The organism is Tardibacter chloracetimidivorans (genome assembly GCF_001890385.1).
Classification (GTDB): Bacteria; Pseudomonadota; Alphaproteobacteria; order Sphingomonadales; family Sphingomonadaceae; genus Tardibacter; species Tardibacter chloracetimidivorans.
In genome coordinates this window covers 154300-171393 of record NZ_CP018225.1, presented here as the reverse complement: position 1 = coordinate 171393, position 17094 = coordinate 154300, and the positions used below count along the sequence as shown (strand labels likewise).

Genomic DNA, 17094 nt, shown 5'->3' with positions numbered 1-17094 from the left:
AACAGATCATGTCAGCCTCACCACGTGTCGACGTCTACGCGCGCATCACGCAAGCGATCGTCAACGCCATCGAAGCCGGCACCGGCACCTGGCGCATGCCGTGGCATCATTCCGGCGCCGACGTCACCCGCCCGACCAACGTCGCCAGCGGCAAGCCCTATCGCGGCATAAATACGGTCTCGCTCTGGGCGGCCGCCTATGGCAGCGGCTATGCGAGCGGGGTCTGGGGCACCTATCGCCAGTGGCAGGCGCTCGGCGCGCAGGTCCGCAAGGGCGAGCACGCCAGCCTCGGCGTCCTCTGGAAGGAGTTTCGCGCGAAGGGTGACGAAGCCAGCGACGATGATGGCGACCACCGACGGCTTTTCGCCAAGGCGTTCAGCCTGTTCAACGCCGATCAGATCGATGGCTATGCGCCCGAACCGGGGCCGGTCCTGCCCGAGAGCGAACGCCTCGCCGCCGCCGAAGCCTTCATCGCCGCGCTCGGCATCGATACCGTCTACGGCTCGGCCAGCGCCTATTATCACATCGCCGAAGACCGCATCCACATGCCGGATTTCAGCGCCTTCCACGACGCCCACGGCTTCTACGCCACCCATATTCACGAGGCAGCTCATGCCAGTGGCGCAGCCCATCGGCTCGACCGGGATTTCAGCACCAAGTGGACCAAGCACGCGCTCGCCATGGAGGAAGCGACCGCCGAGCTGACCGCATCGTTCCTGCTCGCCGATCTCGGGATCGCGCACGAACCGCGACCCGATCACGCGGCCTACATCGCCTCCTGGCTGCAACTGCTCAAGGACGAGCCCCGGGCGATCTTCACCGCGGCGAGCAAGGCGCAGGCGGCGGCCGACTGGATGCACACCCGGCAGCCATGATCCAGCAGCAACCAACGCTGAGCGGCCGATCCCTCGCGGGCTCGGCCGCTTCGTCGCGCATGGCGATGCGCGGGCTTCGCCCGCTCACCAACGGACGCCGCTGGCGCGGCGGCGCTGATTTTTCGGGCCTCCCTCGATGCGGGTCTGGTCGGCGCTCCCTGCTAGGCCCGCCACGGCGCGCCGCAAGCCCGGCTTCGCCGAGCCGGGTGCGGCCCGCCGCTTGCGCGGGCCTCTCCGGTCGTTCTCGCCGCCCGCCCCCGCATCGGGGGAGCCATGGGGTTCTGGGCAGTGCTGGAGGCACCGATGGTTTTTATTTCCAACCGCCATTTTTGGCTGGACTGTCAGGATATCGGGCCGAACTGACAGCAGCGCTGGTTGGCGCCGATGTGGGTCTCCCAACCACCCATCTCGACGATCACGCGGCTTATATCGGCTCCTGGCTCGCCATTTTGCGCAAGGATAATCGCGCATTGCTGACGGCGGCTGCGCGAGCGGAGGAAGCCGCCGGGTTTCTGCTGCGGGCAACCGATCTCGCTTGCGAGGATGATCTGGACGAGCAGGCGGCTGCTTGATCTCGCCATGTCGCCGATTGCACCATATCCATATATCCGCTATCGTGGATATATGGATAACGAATCTGTCATCGTCGCGTTGGGCGCGCTTGCCCAAGCCACGCGCCTCGACGCCTTCCGCCTTCTGGTGCGTCACGAACCCGAAGGCCTTCCTGCCGGCGAGGTCGCCAAGGCGCTGGATGTCCCGCAGAACACGATGTCGGTGCATTTGGCGACCCTGGCGCGTGCCGGCCTGGTCACATCCGAGCGGCGCAGCCGGATCATCAACTACCGCGCCGATCTCGATGCGCTCCGCTCCGTGATGCTGTTCCTCGTCAAGGACTGCTGTGGTGGCCGGGCCGAGCTCTGCCATCCACTTGCGGATGAACTGCTTGCCTGTCGTGCTGCCTGAAAGGACATCAACATGACTGATCGCCTGTTGAACGTACTGTTTCTTTGCACGGGCAATTCCGCCCGTTCCATCATGGCCGAGGCGATCCTCAGCCGTGAAGGGCTAGGCCGTTTCAAATCGTTCAGCGCCGGAAGCCAGCCCAAGGGCGAGGTCCATCCGTTCACCATTCATCTCTTGGAGAAGCTGAACTACGACGCAAGCCGGTTCCGCTCGAAGAGTTGGGAAGAGTTTTCCGGCCCCGATGCGCCGTCCTTGGATTTCGTGTTTACGGTCTGCGACAATGCCGCCAACGAGCTTTGCCCGGTTTGGCCGGGGCAGCCGCTGACCGCCAATTGGGGGGTGCCCGATCCGGCCGCTATCGAGGACAGCGAAACGGTGCAGCACGCGGCCTTCTTCGATACATACAGGATGCTGTTCAATCGCATCTCGCTGTTCACCAACCTGCCGTTCGAAGGCCTCGACAAGATGAGTCTACAGAACCGGCTGAACCGGATCGGCAAGGAACAGGGCCGCGCCGACCTCCCAAGCGAAAAGGTGCCTGGTGCATGAGCAATGCCGCAATCGATATCGTCATCTATCACAATCCCGAGTGTGGGACGTCGCGCAACACGCTGGCGATGATCCGCAACGCCGGGATCGAGCCGCATGTGATCGAATATCTCAAGACGCCGCCCAACCGCCCGCGCCTGGTTTCGCTCATCGCCCGCATGGGCATCAGCGCACGCCAGTTGCTCCGCGAGAAGGGCACGCCCTTCGCCGAGCTGGGTCTTGCCGATCCGACGTTCAGCGATGACCAGCTCATTGATGCGATGATCGAGCATCCGATCCTCATCAACCGGCCAATCGTTGTGTCGCCGCTCGGCGTGAAACTCTGCCGTCCATCGGAAGAGGTGCTCGATCTTCTCCCGTCCGCCCAGCGCGGGGCTTTCACCAAGGAAGATGGCGAGCAGGTCATCGACGCCGCCGGCAAGAGGATCGGGGCGTGAACGCGACCGTTGCGGCACAACCCAAGCCGGCGATCAACAGCTTCGAACGCTATTTGAGCGTCTGGGTGGCGCTCTGCATCGCTGTCGGCATCGCGCTCGGCTATTCGCTGCCGAATCTGTTCGCAGCCATCGCATCGGCCGAGATCGCGCGCGTGAACCTGGTCGTGGCTGTGCTGATCTGGCTGATGATCGTCCCCATGCTGCTCAAGATCGACCTCGGCGCGTTGGGGTCGGTTCGCCAACACTGGAAGGGCGTCGGCGTCACCCTCTTCATCAACTGGGCGGTGAAGCCCTTTTCAATGGCGCTGCTCGGCACGCTGTTCCTGGGATGGCTCTTCCGGCCGCTGCTGCCGCAGGGCGAGATCAACGCCTATATCGCCGGGCTCATCCTGCTCGCCGCCGCCCCCTGCACGGCGATGGTGTTCGTCTGGTCGAACCTATGCGACGGCGAGCCGACCTATACGCTGAGCCAGGTGGCGCTCAACGACGTGATCATGGTCTTCGCCTTCGCACCGCTGGTCGGACTGCTGCTGGGCGTCGCCTCGATCACAGTGCCCTGGGACACGCTGCTCATCTCGGTCCTGCTCTATATCGTCGTGCCCGTCATCGTCGCGCAGATCATTCGTCGGGCGTTGCTATCGTCAGGCGGGCAGCCGGCGCTGGATCGGCTGCTGGCAACGCTCGGGCCGCTGTCGCTGGTTGCGCTGCTGACGACGCTCGTCCTCTTGTTCGGCTTCCAGGGCCCGGCGATCCTGGCTCATCCGCTGGTCATCGCACTGATTGCCATTCCCATCCTCATCCAGGTCTACTTCAATGCGGGCCTGGCCTATTGGCTCAGTCGGCGCTTCGGCGTGGCCTGGTGCGTCGCCGCTCCGGCCGCGCTGATCGGCGCGTCCAATTTCTTCGAGCTCGCGGTTGCAGCCGCGATCAGCCTGTTCGGCCTCAATTCCGGGGCCGCGCTCGCGACCGTGGTGGGCGTGCTGGTCGAGGTGCCGGTAATGCTGTCTGTCGTCAGCATCGTGAAGAAGACGCGGCCCTGGTACGAGCAACGCGTTCCTGCATGATCGCTACACTGCTGGATCCCAGGTCGCTTTCCGACCTGATGGCGGAGCTGAGCGCGGCGGGTCTGCCTGCCAGTGATCTCGCCGAGGCGGGACGCCGCTTCTTTCGGTTCGAGGATGATGCGGGCATTGTCGGCTATGGCGGGATCGAAGGCGACGGCTCCGACCGCCTGCTGCGCTCGCTGGTCGTGAAGGCCGATCGGCGCGGATGCGGATTGGGCGGTGCCATTCTCACGGCAGTCGAACGCGCTGCAGCTGATGAGGGCGCGACTAGCCTGTACCTGCTCACCACGACCGCCGAGCCTTTCTTTCGCCGTCACGGCTATGAAACAGCCGAACGGACCGACGTTCCTGCCGTCATCGCGCAATCGGCCGAGTTCCGATCGCTATGCCCGGCGAGCGCCGCCCTTTTGTACAAATGGATTGCCTGATGTCGCGTCTTCGTATCCTTCCCGAACCCGATCACATGCCCGCGCTGGACCGTGCAATGATCCGGCCCGATCTCGCCGCCGGGCTCGGCGCGCTTGAGCCGAAACCTCGCATCCTCCTCCTCTACGGCTCGCTGCGCGAGCGGTCGTTCAGTCGCTTCGCGGTCGAGGAAGCGGCCCGGCTGCTCATCCTCTTCGGCGCCGAAGTGCGGATCTTCGATCCGGCCGATCTCCCGCTCCCCGACCAGATCAAGGACGATGATCACCCGGCGGTGCATGAGCTTCGCGAGCATGCGCTCTGGTCCGAAGGCATGGTCTGGTGCAGCCCCGAACGGCACGGCCAGATCACCGGCATCATGAAAGCGCAGATCGACCATTTGCCGCTCGAATTCGGCGGCATGCGTCCGACCCAGGGCCGGACCCTGGCCGTCATGCAGGTTTCGGGCGGATCGCAGTCGTTCAACGCAGTCAACACGTTGCGGCTGCTCGGGCGGTGGATGCGCATGTTCACCATCCCCAACCAGTCGAGCATTGCTATGGCGTTCAAGGAGTTCGACGAGGACGGCCGTCTCAGTGCCTCAAGCTATTATGACCGGATCGTCGACGTCATGGAGGAGCTGGTGCGCTTCACGGTGCTGACACGTCGCCATGCCGATCAACTCGTGGACCGCTATTCGGAACGCAAGGCGGCAGCCGCCAAGCGCGACGCGGCACAAGATCTGGCCTCACGGTCGACGGCCTGACGGCCCGGCGCTTGCGATGCGACGCGCTTTCATGCCGTCCTGTGCGCATCGGGAGATCGGGTTGCGGGTGCCCTTCTTAAGGTCCTCTGCGCCATGAATGCCTGACGCGACAGGGCCTTCGCGCCTTTCGCCAGAGGATGCGGCACATGGGCCATCGCGCTGGCGGCGGCAACCCGAACGCTCCGGCCGTGTTGGCGCGCCGAGGCGCGCCGGCCCGCACCACCCGGACCTTATCGGGTTCCCCTTGGGCGTTGCCCGGCGGTGCCGCCGCCGCTTTTTCGATGGCCCGGAGGGTGCGCATCCGGCGGGAAGGCCGCCGGCCCTGCGACACGGAAAGGCAATCCCTCATGACCAGCTCCCTTTCAGCAGTGCTCCAAGCACTCGAACTCGGCCATCTCGACCTGACGGGCGACCAACGCACGATGGAAGCGCCGCCACCGGCCGAGGCGCTCGAACAGACCGTCAGCGCCATCTGGAGCGATCTCTTCGCGCTCTTCCCCTTCACCGCGCTCGAACGCGACATCGAGGATCTGGGCTGGGGCTTCGTCAATCTCTTCCACCGCGCGGCCGCCAAGAAGCATCAGCTGATCGACCGCCTGACCGACGAGATCCGGCTCCTGCTCGCCGAGCAGGACGGGTCGGAGATCGCGACCGCCGATCTCGAGGACAAGATCGATCTCGCCCGCAAGGTCGAGCAGTCCGCCCAGGCCTATGAGGGGATGCGCGACACCGCGGCGCGCCACTATCTGCACGAGACCGGCCGCTCCTGGGTGCCCGCGACCGGCAACCGCATCTCGCTCGGCACGACCGCTGCGATCGTCGATGGCCGGGCCTATTTGCAGGCGCGGCGCGAGCGGGTGCGCGATGCCAATATGGTCCATGGCACGCCCGTGGTCTTCGCCGGCGGGCGCCTTCGCTTCGCCAGCGACGACGAGGCCAAGCAGTTTGCCGACAATCTGCTGCGGACCCTCAAGGCCGTGCGCGAGCGTGTGGGCGACATGTATCTCGTCCATGGCGGCGACATGAAGGGCATCGAGCGTCTTGCAGCATCCTGGGCCGAGCAGAACGGCATCCAGCAGCTGCGGTTCGGCCTTGATCGCAAGCTTGGCGATCGTGCCGGCTTCCGGCGCAACGAGCAGATGCTCTCGGTCAAGCCGCGCTACGTCATCGCCTTCCAGGGCAACGGCGTCACCGAAAGGCTGGTGATCGAGGCCAAGGCGCGCGGCATCCATGTCGTCGATCGCCGCGGACCGCTCGGAACGCCGCCGGCGGCTTTATCCCGCGGCTGACCGCCGTGCCGGCCGCTTCGGCGGCCGGCTTTTCTCAATCTCACGAATGCCGGTGCCGGAGGGGAGGGGGCGGGGTGGATGCGTCCCTTGTTCCCTTTCGGAGGTTCCGCATCATGTTCATGCCCGATCGCGCCAGTGCGTGCGCGCTCCTTGCCTTCCGCGCCGCGCATGGCCGCCACTGGAAGGCGAAGCTGCTGTCGTTATGGTCAACGGGCAGCGATGTGGACGAAGCCGATGGCGCTTACTTACGGCATTTGCGCAACCAGGCCGGTCCCTCCTGGCTCCGCCAGCTGACGCCGCGCCGCTGGCGCGCGATCGAAAGATTGGCGGCGCCCGGCGATCCGGTGCTTGCAGCCGTGTTTCTTGATCGTGCGCGCGAATTTCATCGCGGCGCGCAGATTGGCGCGCCTATTGCGCTTGCGCCGGCACTGCACTTGCTCGCGATCTCCTGCGAACTGGGTTTGAAGGCGCATCTTTTGGGTCATGGCTGGACGGACGATGCGCTGGCCCGCGATATCCGTCATGACCTTGTCCGCGCCCTCGACGAGGCGCGGCAGCTAGGCCTGCCGGCGCCCGGTCGTCCGCTGGCCGATTTCATCAAGAGCCTCGGCCCGGCCTATGCCGTGCATCGGATCGACGCGCTGGTGGCAGGTGGCTATGCCTGCGACATCGGCGCCGTGCTTTGCGAGACCGGGCAGCTCCTCGATGCCGTGGCGGCCTGCCTGAGGCCAGCCACGCCAGGCGCCGCCACCTTGCGTACCTCCTCTTCCCCCTCCGCGTGATCGTGCAACGGACGTCGTGTCGAGCCCGCGAGTGGCCATGCGAAGGATCTACAATCCCGTCCTGCGGCTCAAGGGACGGGCAGATAAGGCACGGGCGTAAGGTCCGCGAGATGCCGGACCGGCGTGCTCGGCAAAGCCGGCAATATCGGCGGTTTCGCTGGGTGGGCTCCGGTCATGGCCCAAGCGACGCACCGTCCTTCTCCTCATCTGATCCCTAAGCCGGCCGTCCGCCGCATCCAACCCGCGAGCCATCGGGCCGAGTTGCCGTGTGCCACGGCTGCCCGCACCACCCCTTGTCTCGGGGTTCCCCGGCGCTGCGCTGCCGGTGGATGGGCCGTCCTGTCCGCCTTGGCCGGGGATCAGTCGAAGGGACGGTCCCTTGGACCCACATCGAAGGAACCCAAGCCATGCAGAACCTCGTCATCCTCGCCGGCAATGTCGGTGGCATGCCGGAAACCCGCACCACCCAGGGCGGCACCCGCATCACCCATTTCAGCCTCGCCACCTCGCGCCCGAAGCGCGACAGCAACGGCAAGATCCTGCGCGACGACAACAATCGCCGCCTCGAGGACACCGAATGGCACCGGATCACCTGCTTCAACGGCGTCGGCAAGACGGTCGAGCAATATGTCGACAAGGGCATGAAGGTCATGGTCCGGGGCCGTATCCACTACACCCGCTGGACCGACAGCGAGAATATCGAACGCTACGGCGTCGAGATCATCGCCGACGAGGTTACCTTCCTCACCCGCGCCAAGTCGAACGAGAATAGCGGCGGCGGCAACGAGCCCGAGGACGATGAAATCCCGTTCTGAGGTCGGACAGGGCGGCCCGGCGGCATCGCCGCCGGGCCTCTTATCCTGTTCAGGCGCGGCATGGTCCCAAGCGGATCAGCGGGATCGGCATCGCCCCTTGGCATAGCGTTCCCAGCGCAGCACGGTGCCGGTAGCGATCATCGCGCAGCTGAGATCGCCGATGCCGGGCGCGCTGCACCAGGCGCCGGTCCGGTTGCCCTTGGCCTCGCCGGTCGAGACGCAGCGCATGGTGGAGCCAGCCACGCGGATATGCCCGGTGGATGTCTGGCCGCGCGGTCCGCCAAGCAAGCGCACCAACGCATCGCGGGCGGCCGGGCCACTTGCTCTCGGACAGGGCTGGCCGGGGCGGCAGCTGTTGTCGATCTCGCGCGCGGCAATGCCGGCGAGCCGCACATGGGCGCCCTCGCGGCACCAGATCGGGCCATCGCCATCCCAGACGCGCGTCGGTGTGCAGGCGAAGGTCTGACCATTGGGGACCACGGCGGCGGCAAGCAGGAGCGGGAACAGCATCCGGCGGGGCTAACCGACAAGCGGCGGCCTGTCATCCGGACCCCGTTGGATGGAGCGGCAGGCAGGGCAAGGGGTGGGGCGCGACATCGGCGGGGACCTGGCCTCCTGGCCGGCGGGTTCGCCCGCTCTCAATCGGCGCGATCCTTGGTCCACCCGGTGACCTTTTGCGATCAACCCGCAAGGGGTCCGGTCGCTTCGCTACGGCTTTTTGGGCCTACAGCCGAAAAAGTGATCGCGGCCACCGGCCGGACACATCGGGCGCCTGTCGAGCGGGACGAACCCGCCGGCGCGCAAAGGAGCCTCGACATGTTCACCGACATCGCAATCGCACGCCGCCATGCCTTCAGCCTCTCGCGCAGCCTCATGGTGGTCACCTTCGTCATCGCGATCGGGCAGCATTATGGTGTCATCACCGCCGAAGACGCCGACGGCAGCGTCGCCATCGTCACCGAATTCGATCCCTTTGCCTGACGGCTCGTCCGGGAGCCGCTCGGCTCCCGGTTATTCCCCTCGCTTCGCTCGCGGCTTGCGCCGACGACGAGAACCGATTGTTCAGATGCCGCGACTATGCTGTGATAATGACGATTGAGGCTGAGATAGCGAATGCCCGCGATGATGCCCTGTGGGCGCGTATCACCCAGGAGGTGAACGCCTGGCGCGGTGCCTGTCTGCAATGCTTCGCCTCGGTGGAGGTGGCCGTTACCGAGACTTTGCTGCATCTGAGCGCTCAGCCGGGACGAGGACAGTCGGTGAAGCTGCGGCATTTGGTCGGGCAACGGCTCGATGACCTTGCTGCACTCGTCAATGAGGGCGGCCCCTTTTCCGTGGAGGGAAAGGGTGTCGCGAGCCTGCTGGCGGAATTTCGGCACCAGGAAGGGCTGCGCACGATGCTCGCCCATGGCCAGGCGAAGCTGACAGTCGAACGGACCAGTCGATGGGCCGCCATCTTTCGTGTGATCGCGATCCGGGCACGGCAGGCTGATCGTTCGACGCTCGTGATCGAAGAGAACGAGGCGGCGGAGAGGCTTCAGCAGCTCCGTAAGGTATCGCAGAAATTGTGTTCTGCACTTGGCAATCTGCGACGGGCGGTTGCCGTCTGAAAGTCGGATTTCTCTGCATCTATGCCCTGAGAATGGCGGCTCCGGCGCGGCCGGACCGGGCTCTAGGCTTCGCCCTGAGCCTTGTGCCAAGTCTCAGCCCATTCGGGTGACGATCCCTGCCGTGGCTGCTCGCACTTCTCAACCCTGCGCGCAAACGATGGCCCGGCCGGTCGCGCCGCGCGCTGGAGGGCAGTTGGCCAGGCCTGCGCGCAGGTGCTCATCGTGCAGCAATATGTGCCAGGGACGGTCATGGCCGCGCGCCGCGAGATAATAGGCCGCGCCGTCGCAGCCGACCATGCGGCATCGGGCCTGCCGGTCGATGAGGCTGGCGCCTGCTCCATGGAGCCCGATCAGGGCATCGACATCCTCGCGCATCAACCCGCCGCAGCGGCGGCATTGCGATCGGACGAGGATCTGGCGCAGCCGCATCGCCTGGAGTGACGCGGTCCAGGCCGGGGCAAGGCGGAAGAGAGTGGCGCTGCTCGTCATAATGAGCGGAGGATAGCGCCGGGCTCTCCGCGGAGCCAGAGGATCGGGACACCGCGATCATCTCTTCGCGATCCCGCCCGCCAAGACCTTCCTCCTGTCGGCTCGCCTGGCCGGCGCGCGCGCCCGTGCAAGCCCGCTCCGCGCGCTTCTCCACTGCCGTTGCGACCCTGCGGGTGCTCGGCCGCGCTCTGCCGCCGGCCCTTGGCACGCCTGTCGGAAGGCCCCGGCGGGCGGGGCTGGACAGATCAGGAGCGTTCTCATGTCCCAATCCTCCCCGAATGCGATGAGCCAGGCCGAGCGGATCGCCCGCGTCGCCGAACTCAATGACGCGCTTCGCCGGTCCATCCATAGCCCGGGCCGCAACCAGATCGTGATGACCGCCGGCGTTGCGGCGCTGATCGGCGAGGTCGCCCTGTTCCGCGGCTTTCGCCGACGCGCGGAGATCATCCGGATCGTGCGCGACTATGACAGCTTCACGCCCGACAACGATCCGATCGGCGAGCATGATTTCGGCCGCTTCGAGTTCGAGGATGCGATCCTCTACTGGAAGATCGACTATTATGACCTCGAGCTCGCCTATGGCTCGGCGGATGCCGCGAACCCCGAGGTCACGACGCGCGTGCTCACCATCCTGCTGGCCGACGAATATTGATCCGGCGCAGCCATCCCCCCGACCGGGGGGATGGCCCGCCCAAGTCTGCTTGAGCAGACTATGCGGGCAACGGACGCCGCGTCCGCAAATGTGGGAGGGGAGGGCGCGGGTCCGAGATGCCGCGCGATTGCGCGTGGCCGGCGCCAGTGGCGCCGTTCGCTTTGCCCTTCACCGGCTCCAAGGAGACCTATCATGGCCGCATATTTCGCCGCGCATCCCGATCACGCGTTTCTCTTCGCGTTCGGCTGCTTCGCCCTCACCGTCTATCTGTTCCGCTATGTCGGTCCCGGCATTGGCGGTGGCGGCGACTGGTCCTCGCGCGATCATTATGAGCGCAACCTGCGCGATGGTCCGGACGACTATTGCTGAGGTGCCGCGGTCATGAAGACGATCGTGGTCAGCCTGCTCAAGGGCGGGGTCGGCAAGACCTTCCTCGCCACCCATCTCGCCTGGTATCTCGCCGAACCGCCTGAGCGCCGCGTCGCCTTCGTCGATCTCGACCCGCAGGGCAGCTCGACGCGGCGCCTGGGCGGCGAGCGGCAGGGCGGGTTTTCCGCCGACCTGTTCGATCCTGCCGCTGCGCTCAGCGCCGACGGGCAGGCCGGGCTGACCGTGCTCGGCGCCGATCCCCGCCTGCAGATGGTCAAGGCGGCGCAGGATGTGCGCGACTTCATCGGGCGCTTCCCGGCGCTCCGCCCGCATTTCGACTATTGCGTCATCGACACCGGTCCCAAGTGGGACGAGCTCACGTTGAGCGCGATGGCGGTCGCCGATGCCGTGATCGCCCCGGTGCAGGTTGCCGAGGATTCGGTCGAATGCGCCAAGATGCTGCTGACCGCGTTGCGCAAGGCCGAGGCCGCGCGCGCCGGCCGCAAGATCGCTTTCCTCGGGCTCCTCCCCTCGATGGTCAATCCGTTCGACCGGCGCGAGATGGAGAATGCGGTGAAGCTCGCGCATGCGGTCGGCGAGAAGCTCATGTTCCCGGCCTTCATCAAGGCGCGGCCGACCTACAAGCATGCCGCGGAAAATCATCGTCCGGTATGGCAGGAGAACGGCAGCGGCGCCAAGGCGGCGGCCGAGGAGATCCGCGCGGTGCTCGCCGAGATCGAGCGGCGCATGACAAGCCAGGAGGTCGTGGCCGCCTGATGGGCAAGTTCGACGAGCGCATCGAGGAGTTCGGACTTCTTGTCGGCGGCCATGAACGGGCGCGCCGGGTCGAGGATATCGAGCTTGCGCGCATCCTGCCCGACCCCGGCAATCCCCGGCGCAGCTTCGACGATGACGCGCTCGCTGAGCTGGCCGCCTCGATCGCGTCGCGCGGCGTGCTGCAGCCGATCACGGTCACGCCGCCCGACGCGAAGGGCATGCACCGGATAAGTCTGGGCGAGCGCCGCTTCCGCGCATCGCAGCTGGCGGGCCTTGCCACGATCCCCGCGATCGTCGTGCCGGTCGGCGAGGGGGTGCAACTGCTGGCCGACCAGATCGTCGAGAACGACCAGCGCGCCAATCTGTCGTCGGTCGAGCTCGCCCATGCGATCGCCCGGATGCTCAAGGGCGGGATGAACCAGGTCGAGATCGCGGCGGCACTCGGCCGATCCAAGCAGTTCGTCTCGCTCTATGCCGCCTATGGCGACATGCCGGCCTATCTCAAAGAGGCCCTGCCGTTTGCGCCCATTCGCCTTCTCTATGATCTGCACCGGACGGCGAGGGACTACCCTGCCGAGGTCGAGGCCTATGTCGCCAGCTGGGGCGACGCCGGGGCAACGCTCGCCGCAGGATCGCGCTTCATCGCCGAACTCAAGCAGACGCACCCGGCGCCGGTCCCTCCGCGGGCGCCTGTGGCAAAGCCATTGGGGCCCACCGACCGCGATCCGGTTCGATCGGGCCTCACGGACAAACCCTCCGCGCCGATCCGATCTCCGAGACTACCGGTTCTGGTCGACGGATTCCCTGCGTGGCTCCCGCTGGCGCCTTTGGTCACGGTGATTTTCGAGGATGGCCGCGAGCGGGAGGTCGCTGCCTCGTCAATCGGTCCGACCGGCGAGAGAAGCGAGGCCTTGCCAACAACTGACCCGCCTCCTCCGCGTTCGTAGTTTATCTTGTACGATGGTTTGGGCCGTACCCTTCGGGGTGCGGCCCTTTTCGTGTCGACGGGCGGGGGCGGCGCCGAAGGTGCCGCCCCTTGCTGCGGACGATCGATATTCGAGAGGGGTTCACTGACCGAAGAGTGATAGTCTGCCCAAGCAGACTATAAGATGAGTTGAGTAAAGGTGAGGGCCGGATAGGCTTGGCGCCGGGGATGTATGACAATAGCGTTGGCCACATGCCCGTCTTCACCTTTCGGCTCGACGATGATGTCGCCCAGCGCTTCGCCGCGCTCGCGGCGGTATCGGGCGGCCGCTCGGCGCTGCTGCGCCGCTTGATCGGTGACGCCTTGGCCATGGAGGCGGGGGAGGAGCATCAGGCGCCGCGCGCCCGCCAGCGCGCAACCTGCCGGGTCGAGGTTCGGCTGATCCCGGAAGAAATCGCCGCGCTCGATCGCGCGGCGGATGCGCTGGGGATGAAGCGTACCGACTGGATCACCACGTTGCTGGCGCGGCACTTGCGCGCAAACGCACCCTTGCCGCGCGAAGAGCGAGCGGCGGTCGCGCAAGCGTGGCGCGAGCTTAATCGGATCGGGATCAACCTCAACCAGGCAACCCGCGCGCTCAACGCCTCGGTGATGGTCGAATCCGGCCTCGACGTCGCGCGGGAAGCGGCCAGGGTCGCAAGCTTCCGGTCCGAGATTGTCGAGGCGCTTGCCGGTCTCGGAGCCGCGCTCAAGGGCGACCTGCGCTACTGGGACACGGCCGATGCGTGAGGAGGAGGGGGTTCTGCCGCTTCCCAGCCTGATGGAAGCCTGGCGGCCGCCGGTCGGCGGCAAGCGGACCCTGCGCGGCGCGTATGTTCGGATCAAACCGGGCGGAAGCGGGAGCGGGGCCGCCCGGCCGATGTCGATGGGCCAGGCCGAGGCGCGCGCCAAGCTCGAGCGGATCGTGCGCAAGGCGCCCGAGGTGATGGTGAAGGTCTCCGGCAAGCAATATGGCGCTCAACATGTCGCCGAGCATTTCGGCTATGTGGCGCGCCACGGGAAGCTCGCCGTCCGATCGAGCGAGGGCGAGATTATCACCGAGCCGGATCGGCTCAAGGCGATCGCTCAGGACTGGGCGATGCTCGACGAGGCCATGAACGAACATGGCCGGGAGCGGCCGACGTCCATGTCGCTGGTGCTCTCGATGCCCGGGGGATCGACCGACGCCGAGACGCTCCATGATGCGGCGCAGGCGTTCGCGCGGATCCTGTTCGAGGGGAACCATGCCTATATGCTGGCGCTCCATACCGACACCGATCATCCCCACGTCCATCTGACGGTGGCGACGGAAGGGGCGGACGGAACACGCTTCAATCCGCGCAAGGCAGACCTCCATCATATGCGTGAGACCTTTGCGCACGAACTGCGCGCGCGCGGTGTCGCGGCGGAAGCGACGCCCCGGCGCGCACGTGGTCATGTCCAGAAGCGGGTCCGCTCGCCCGCGCTCCATCTCGATGCCCGGCTCGGAACCGAGCGGCGCAGGCTCAATCTCGAGCAGCTGAACGAGCTGCGGGCGCAAAGCTTCGCGCGCGCGGCCGACCAGGAGCGCCGACCGGAAGATGTGATGGCGCTTTCCCGCCAGAAGCAGATCCGCGGCGCCTATGCCGAGGCCGCCGTCGCGCTCGCTGCTACGGGGAAAGAGGAAGACCGGGCCTTGGCGCAAGAGGTTGCCGGATTCCTGGGGGCCATGCCGCCGGCAGTATCGCGGCGGCTCGCGCGTGCTCGGGAGATCCTGCAATCGGAGCGGCCGCCGCAGGATCGGACACACCCGCCGCAGGATGGTGCTGCGGGGACGGACGAGCGGCCGCCGCAAGGCCGGGACCGCGAGCGATGATGTCGGCCACGCTAGCTTCGCCGACTCGGGCGCGGCTTTCCGGACTTACCTACAAGGGAGCAGTCCTATCTATGAGTGCGAAAGAATCTCCCGGAAAACAGGGATGTTATACGTAAAATCTAGCTCATAGCTTGTTAGAAAAAAGCGTGCTATTATCTAACAAGGAGGAGCATCGACCAATGTCTGCGGTAGCCGATCGGATCATGAAGCGTGTGCGCGGCAAGGGCCGCGGCTGGGTGTTCACGCCCAAGAACTTCGTCGACTTCGGCACGCGCGGGTCGGTCGACATGGCGCTGTCGCGTCTCGCGAGCGCCGGCGACATCCGCCGCATCGGCCGGGGCCTTTATGACTATCCGCGCCAGCATGACAAGCTCGGGGCGCTCAGTCCCGATCCCGCCAATGTCGCCAAGGCCCTCTCGACGCAGAGCGGGGACAAGCTCGCGCCGTCGGGCGCGGCGGCGGCGAACAGGCTCGGGCTATCGACCCAGGTTCCCGCCCGGGCCAGCTATGCCACCACCGGGCGGACCCGGGTCAGGCAAGCGGGCGGGCGCAGCCTGACGCTCAAGCACAGCCGTGCACCGGTGCTCGACAATGCGCCTGACTCGGTCAACGCGGTCGTGCAGGCGCTCGCGCATCTGGGGAAGGACAACATCGACAGCGACAAGATCCGGCACTTCGCCGCCCGTCTCGATGATCGCGACATGCGGATGCTCGCCCAGGCCCGGGCCGAGATGCCCGGGTGGATGGGCGACGTCGTCTTAAAGATCGGCGCCGCCCGCAATGGATGAGTTCGCGCGCCGCCCGGCCGAGGATCGCCGGGCCTATATCGATGAAGCCGCCGCGCGGCGGGATTTCACGCCCATCATCATCGAGAAGGATTTCTGGGTCTGCTGGACGCTGCGCCGCCTGATCATGTGCCCCGACCTTGCCGGTCATATGACCTTCAAGGGCGGGACGTCGCTGTCGAAGGCCTATGGGATCATCGAGCGCTTCTCCGAAGACATCGACCTCACCATTAGCCGCTCGGCGCCGCTGCTCATGGACGTCGCGTCGCCGATGGACGACGACATTACCGGCAAGGAGCGCGAGCGCCGGACCAGGGCGCTCAAGACGGCGGCGCAGGCCTATGTCGCGACCGTCGCAATGCCGCTCCTGGCGCGCGAAATCGAAGCCGCTCTCGGCACCAGCGAGGGCTGGAGCCTCGTCCTTGATCCCGACGACGAGGACGAACAGACGCTGCTCTTCGTCTACCCGCGCACTTCGGGCTACGGGCTCACCTATGGCGAGAATTACGGCGGTGCGGACGAAAGCGGATACATCAAGCAGCGCATCAAGCTCGAATTTGGCGCCCGCGGCGACACCGAACCGTTCGAGCTCCGACCCATATCACCCTATCTGGCCGAGGACTTTCGCGAGGAGCTGCCTGATGCGGTGACCGAAGTGCCAGCGCTCGCCGTCGCGCGGGACCTTCTGGGAAAAGGTCACGATCCTTCCTGCGATCCATCACAACGGCAAGCTGCGCGAGGGCATGTCGCGCCATTATTATGACGTGCTGATGCTTGACCAGGCCGGCGTCACGGCCGAAGCGCTGGCGCGGATCGAGTTGCTCGAGCAGGTCGTCCACAACAAGAGCCTGATGTTCGCGGACAAGTCAGCATCCTACGACACGGCGGTGCTTGGAACACTGCGCCTTTCGCCTGACGGAGCCGTTCTGGAGAAGCTTGATCGGGACTATAGCGCGATGGCGGACATGTTCATGGCCGCGCCGCCGAAATTCGATGCGCTGATGAAAGGGCTGGCGGCGATAGAGGCGGCGATTAACGGGCGCTAATGCCCGGGGCGTTGCGAAAGAGCTATCCAACTAAGTATTTGAAATAAAACAATAAAAGACTGATAATAAGGATTATGTTAAATCCACAACCAGCTGAGTTTCGTGCCTGCACAGAGATGAGCTAAATGCGGCACGAATGGAAGCGAGCGAGGGAACTTGCATGATCACCGCCAAGCACATCCCTTGGGAGCCGATCGCGACATTGCCGGAAGACCGGAAAGATGGCCGTCGCTTGCTGCTCTGGGAGGTTGACCTCCCTGTGATCGGGCGATGGGATAGCGACCGCGAAGGCTGGGAGGATCCCGAAAGCATGCATATCCTAGAAGAAGTCACCCATTGGGCTGACATCAATCCACCCGTGTGATGGGCTAACGCACGAGGGAGATCGCCCTCTTTTGAGAGTCCGGTCTGCCCAACATGGAGAAAAAGACCCACGATATCGATCGAGCCGTGGCGGCCTCCGATCAAAGATATTGTCTTGCATGTCGGAATATCCGACACTATATACAACTCATGTAGGCAAATCGTGCGAGGTGTAGATGGCGACAATTGCACCTACCAAGCCGGTTACGGTAGCATTCCCCAAGAGCGACGTCATCGCGGCG

Annotated in this window: 25 protein-coding genes; 23 read left to right on the top strand and 2 right to left on the bottom strand. The window is 65.7% G+C overall.

The annotated features are described in order from the left end of the window. Nucleotides 1-8 precede the first annotated feature (8 nt). The 11 genes from BSL82_RS19800 to BSL82_RS19750 all read left to right on the top strand — a co-directional run bounded on the left by BSL82_RS19800 (nt 9) and on the right by BSL82_RS19750 (nt 7942). A complete protein-coding gene (locus BSL82_RS19800) occupies nt 9-875 on the top strand; it encodes an ArdC family protein (RefSeq protein WP_072595456.1) in 867 nt (288 codons plus the stop codon). 329 nt (nt 876-1204) lie between these two features. Further along, nucleotides 1205-1447, top strand: a complete 243-nt coding sequence (locus BSL82_RS19795; RefSeq protein WP_226998770.1) for a zincin-like metallopeptidase domain-containing protein — start codon at nt 1205-1207, stop codon at nt 1445-1447. Nucleotides 1448-1499: 52 nt separating this feature from the next. Further along, nucleotides 1500-1838, top strand: a complete 339-nt coding sequence (locus tag BSL82_RS19790; RefSeq protein WP_013849891.1) for an ArsR/SmtB family transcription factor — start codon at nt 1500-1502, stop codon at nt 1836-1838. Between the two features lie 12 nt (nt 1839-1850). Further along, a complete protein-coding gene (locus BSL82_RS19785) occupies nt 1851-2387 on the top strand; it encodes an arsenate reductase ArsC (RefSeq protein WP_062069247.1) in 537 nt (178 codons plus the stop codon). Then, nucleotides 2384-2824, top strand: a complete 441-nt coding sequence (gene arsC, locus BSL82_RS19780) for an arsenate reductase (glutaredoxin) (RefSeq protein ID WP_056383881.1) — start codon at nt 2384-2386, stop codon at nt 2822-2824. The genes BSL82_RS19785 and arsC overlap by 4 nt, the downstream gene beginning before the upstream one ends. Continuing rightward, complete coding sequence (arsB, locus tag BSL82_RS19775; protein WP_072599049.1) at nt 2821-3888, top strand: ACR3 family arsenite efflux transporter; 1068 nt, start codon at nt 2821-2823, stop codon at nt 3886-3888. Before arsC ends, arsB begins: the two co-directional genes overlap by 4 nt. Continuing rightward, nucleotides 3885-4316, top strand: a complete 432-nt coding sequence (gene arsN2, locus BSL82_RS19770; RefSeq protein ID WP_056383886.1) for an arsenic resistance N-acetyltransferase ArsN2 — start codon at nt 3885-3887, stop codon at nt 4314-4316. The genes arsB and arsN2 overlap by 4 nt, the downstream gene beginning before the upstream one ends. Continuing rightward, nucleotides 4316-5056, top strand: a complete 741-nt coding sequence (gene arsH / locus BSL82_RS19765; protein ID WP_056383962.1) for an arsenical resistance protein ArsH — start codon at nt 4316-4318, stop codon at nt 5054-5056. Before arsN2 ends, arsH begins: the two co-directional genes overlap by 1 nt. 347 nt (nt 5057-5403) lie before the next feature. Beyond that, complete coding sequence (locus BSL82_RS19760; RefSeq protein ID WP_056383887.1) at nt 5404-6345, top strand: DUF2493 domain-containing protein; 942 nt, start codon at nt 5404-5406, stop codon at nt 6343-6345. Between the two features lie 113 nt (nt 6346-6458). Beyond that, complete coding sequence (locus tag BSL82_RS19755) at nt 6459-7127, top strand: hypothetical protein (protein ID WP_056383889.1); 669 nt, start codon at nt 6459-6461, stop codon at nt 7125-7127. Between the two features lie 407 nt (nt 7128-7534). After that, nucleotides 7535-7942 (top strand): single-stranded DNA-binding protein, encoded by a 408-nt coding sequence (locus BSL82_RS19750; RefSeq protein WP_013849894.1) that lies wholly within the window; start codon nt 7535-7537, stop codon nt 7940-7942. Between the two features lie 75 nt (nt 7943-8017). Here BSL82_RS19750 and BSL82_RS19745 read toward each other — a convergent pair whose 3' ends face one another. Next, nucleotides 8018-8452, bottom strand: coding sequence for a thermonuclease family protein (locus BSL82_RS19745; RefSeq protein ID WP_013849895.1), 435 nt, complete (start codon nt 8450-8452; stop codon nt 8018-8020). Nucleotides 8453-8758: 306 nt separating this feature from the next. On the opposite strand from BSL82_RS19745, the gene BSL82_RS19740 reads away from it, so the two are divergent. Both BSL82_RS19740 and BSL82_RS19735 read left to right on the top strand, forming a co-directional pair. Then, nucleotides 8759-8923, top strand: a complete 165-nt coding sequence (locus BSL82_RS19740; protein ID WP_013849896.1) for a hypothetical protein — start codon at nt 8759-8761, stop codon at nt 8921-8923. A 107-nt stretch (nt 8924-9030) separates the two neighbouring features. Continuing rightward, entirely contained in the window at nt 9031-9552 is a 522-nt protein-coding gene (locus tag BSL82_RS19735; protein ID WP_013849897.1) for a hypothetical protein, read from the top strand. 138 nt (nt 9553-9690) lie between these two features. Here BSL82_RS19735 and BSL82_RS20835 read toward each other — a convergent pair whose 3' ends face one another. Beyond that, on the bottom strand, nt 9691-10041 hold the full coding sequence (locus BSL82_RS20835; protein WP_030091328.1) for a hypothetical protein: 351 nt from the start codon (nt 10039-10041) through the stop codon (nt 9691-9693). A 259-nt stretch (nt 10042-10300) separates the two neighbouring features. Here BSL82_RS20835 and BSL82_RS19725 point away from each other — a divergent pair, with 259 nt between their 5' ends. The 10 genes from BSL82_RS19725 (at nt 10301) to BSL82_RS19690 (ending at nt 16853) form a co-directional block, all read left to right on the top strand. After that, nucleotides 10301-10693: a DUF3768 domain-containing protein gene (locus BSL82_RS19725; RefSeq protein WP_013849899.1), complete on the top strand. Its 393-nt coding sequence runs from the start codon at nt 10301-10303 to the stop codon at nt 10691-10693. Nucleotides 10694-10885: 192 nt separating this feature from the next. Beyond that, complete coding sequence (locus BSL82_RS20830) at nt 10886-11062, top strand: hypothetical protein (protein WP_013039042.1); 177 nt, start codon at nt 10886-10888, stop codon at nt 11060-11062. Between the two features lie 12 nt (nt 11063-11074). Next, nucleotides 11075-11839 (top strand): ParA family protein, encoded by a 765-nt coding sequence (locus BSL82_RS19720; RefSeq protein WP_013849900.1) that lies wholly within the window; start codon nt 11075-11077, stop codon nt 11837-11839. Further along, nucleotides 11839-12786 (top strand): ParB/RepB/Spo0J family partition protein, encoded by a 948-nt coding sequence (locus tag BSL82_RS19715; RefSeq protein WP_072599047.1) that lies wholly within the window; start codon nt 11839-11841, stop codon nt 12784-12786. Before BSL82_RS19720 ends, BSL82_RS19715 begins: the two co-directional genes overlap by 1 nt. A gap of 230 nt (nt 12787-13016) precedes the next feature. Beyond that, nucleotides 13017-13553 (top strand): plasmid mobilization protein, encoded by a 537-nt coding sequence (locus BSL82_RS19710; RefSeq protein ID WP_031291476.1) that lies wholly within the window; start codon nt 13017-13019, stop codon nt 13551-13553. Next, entirely contained in the window at nt 13546-14658 is a 1113-nt protein-coding gene (locus BSL82_RS19705) for a relaxase/mobilization nuclease domain-containing protein (protein WP_021245566.1), read from the top strand. Before BSL82_RS19710 ends, BSL82_RS19705 begins: the two co-directional genes overlap by 8 nt. Before the next feature lie 179 nt (nt 14659-14837). Then, nucleotides 14838-15446 carry a DUF6088 family protein gene (locus tag BSL82_RS19700; protein WP_021245567.1) on the top strand — a complete coding sequence of 203 codons (609 nt, stop codon included), beginning with the start codon at nt 14838-14840 and terminating at the stop codon, nt 15444-15446. Further along, entirely contained in the window at nt 15439-16206 is a 768-nt protein-coding gene (locus BSL82_RS19695) for a nucleotidyl transferase AbiEii/AbiGii toxin family protein (protein ID WP_237267768.1), read from the top strand. Before BSL82_RS19700 ends, BSL82_RS19695 begins: the two co-directional genes overlap by 8 nt. Next, on the top strand, nt 16145-16489 hold the full coding sequence (locus BSL82_RS21495; protein WP_328514173.1) for a nucleotidyl transferase AbiEii/AbiGii toxin family protein: 345 nt from the start codon (nt 16145-16147) through the stop codon (nt 16487-16489). The genes BSL82_RS19695 and BSL82_RS21495 overlap by 62 nt, the downstream gene beginning before the upstream one ends. Nucleotides 16490-16649: 160 nt before the next feature. Beyond that, on the top strand, nt 16650-16853 hold the full coding sequence (locus BSL82_RS19690; RefSeq protein WP_013039051.1) for a hypothetical protein: 204 nt from the start codon (nt 16650-16652) through the stop codon (nt 16851-16853). The last annotated feature ends 241 nt before the right edge of the window (nt 16854-17094 follow it).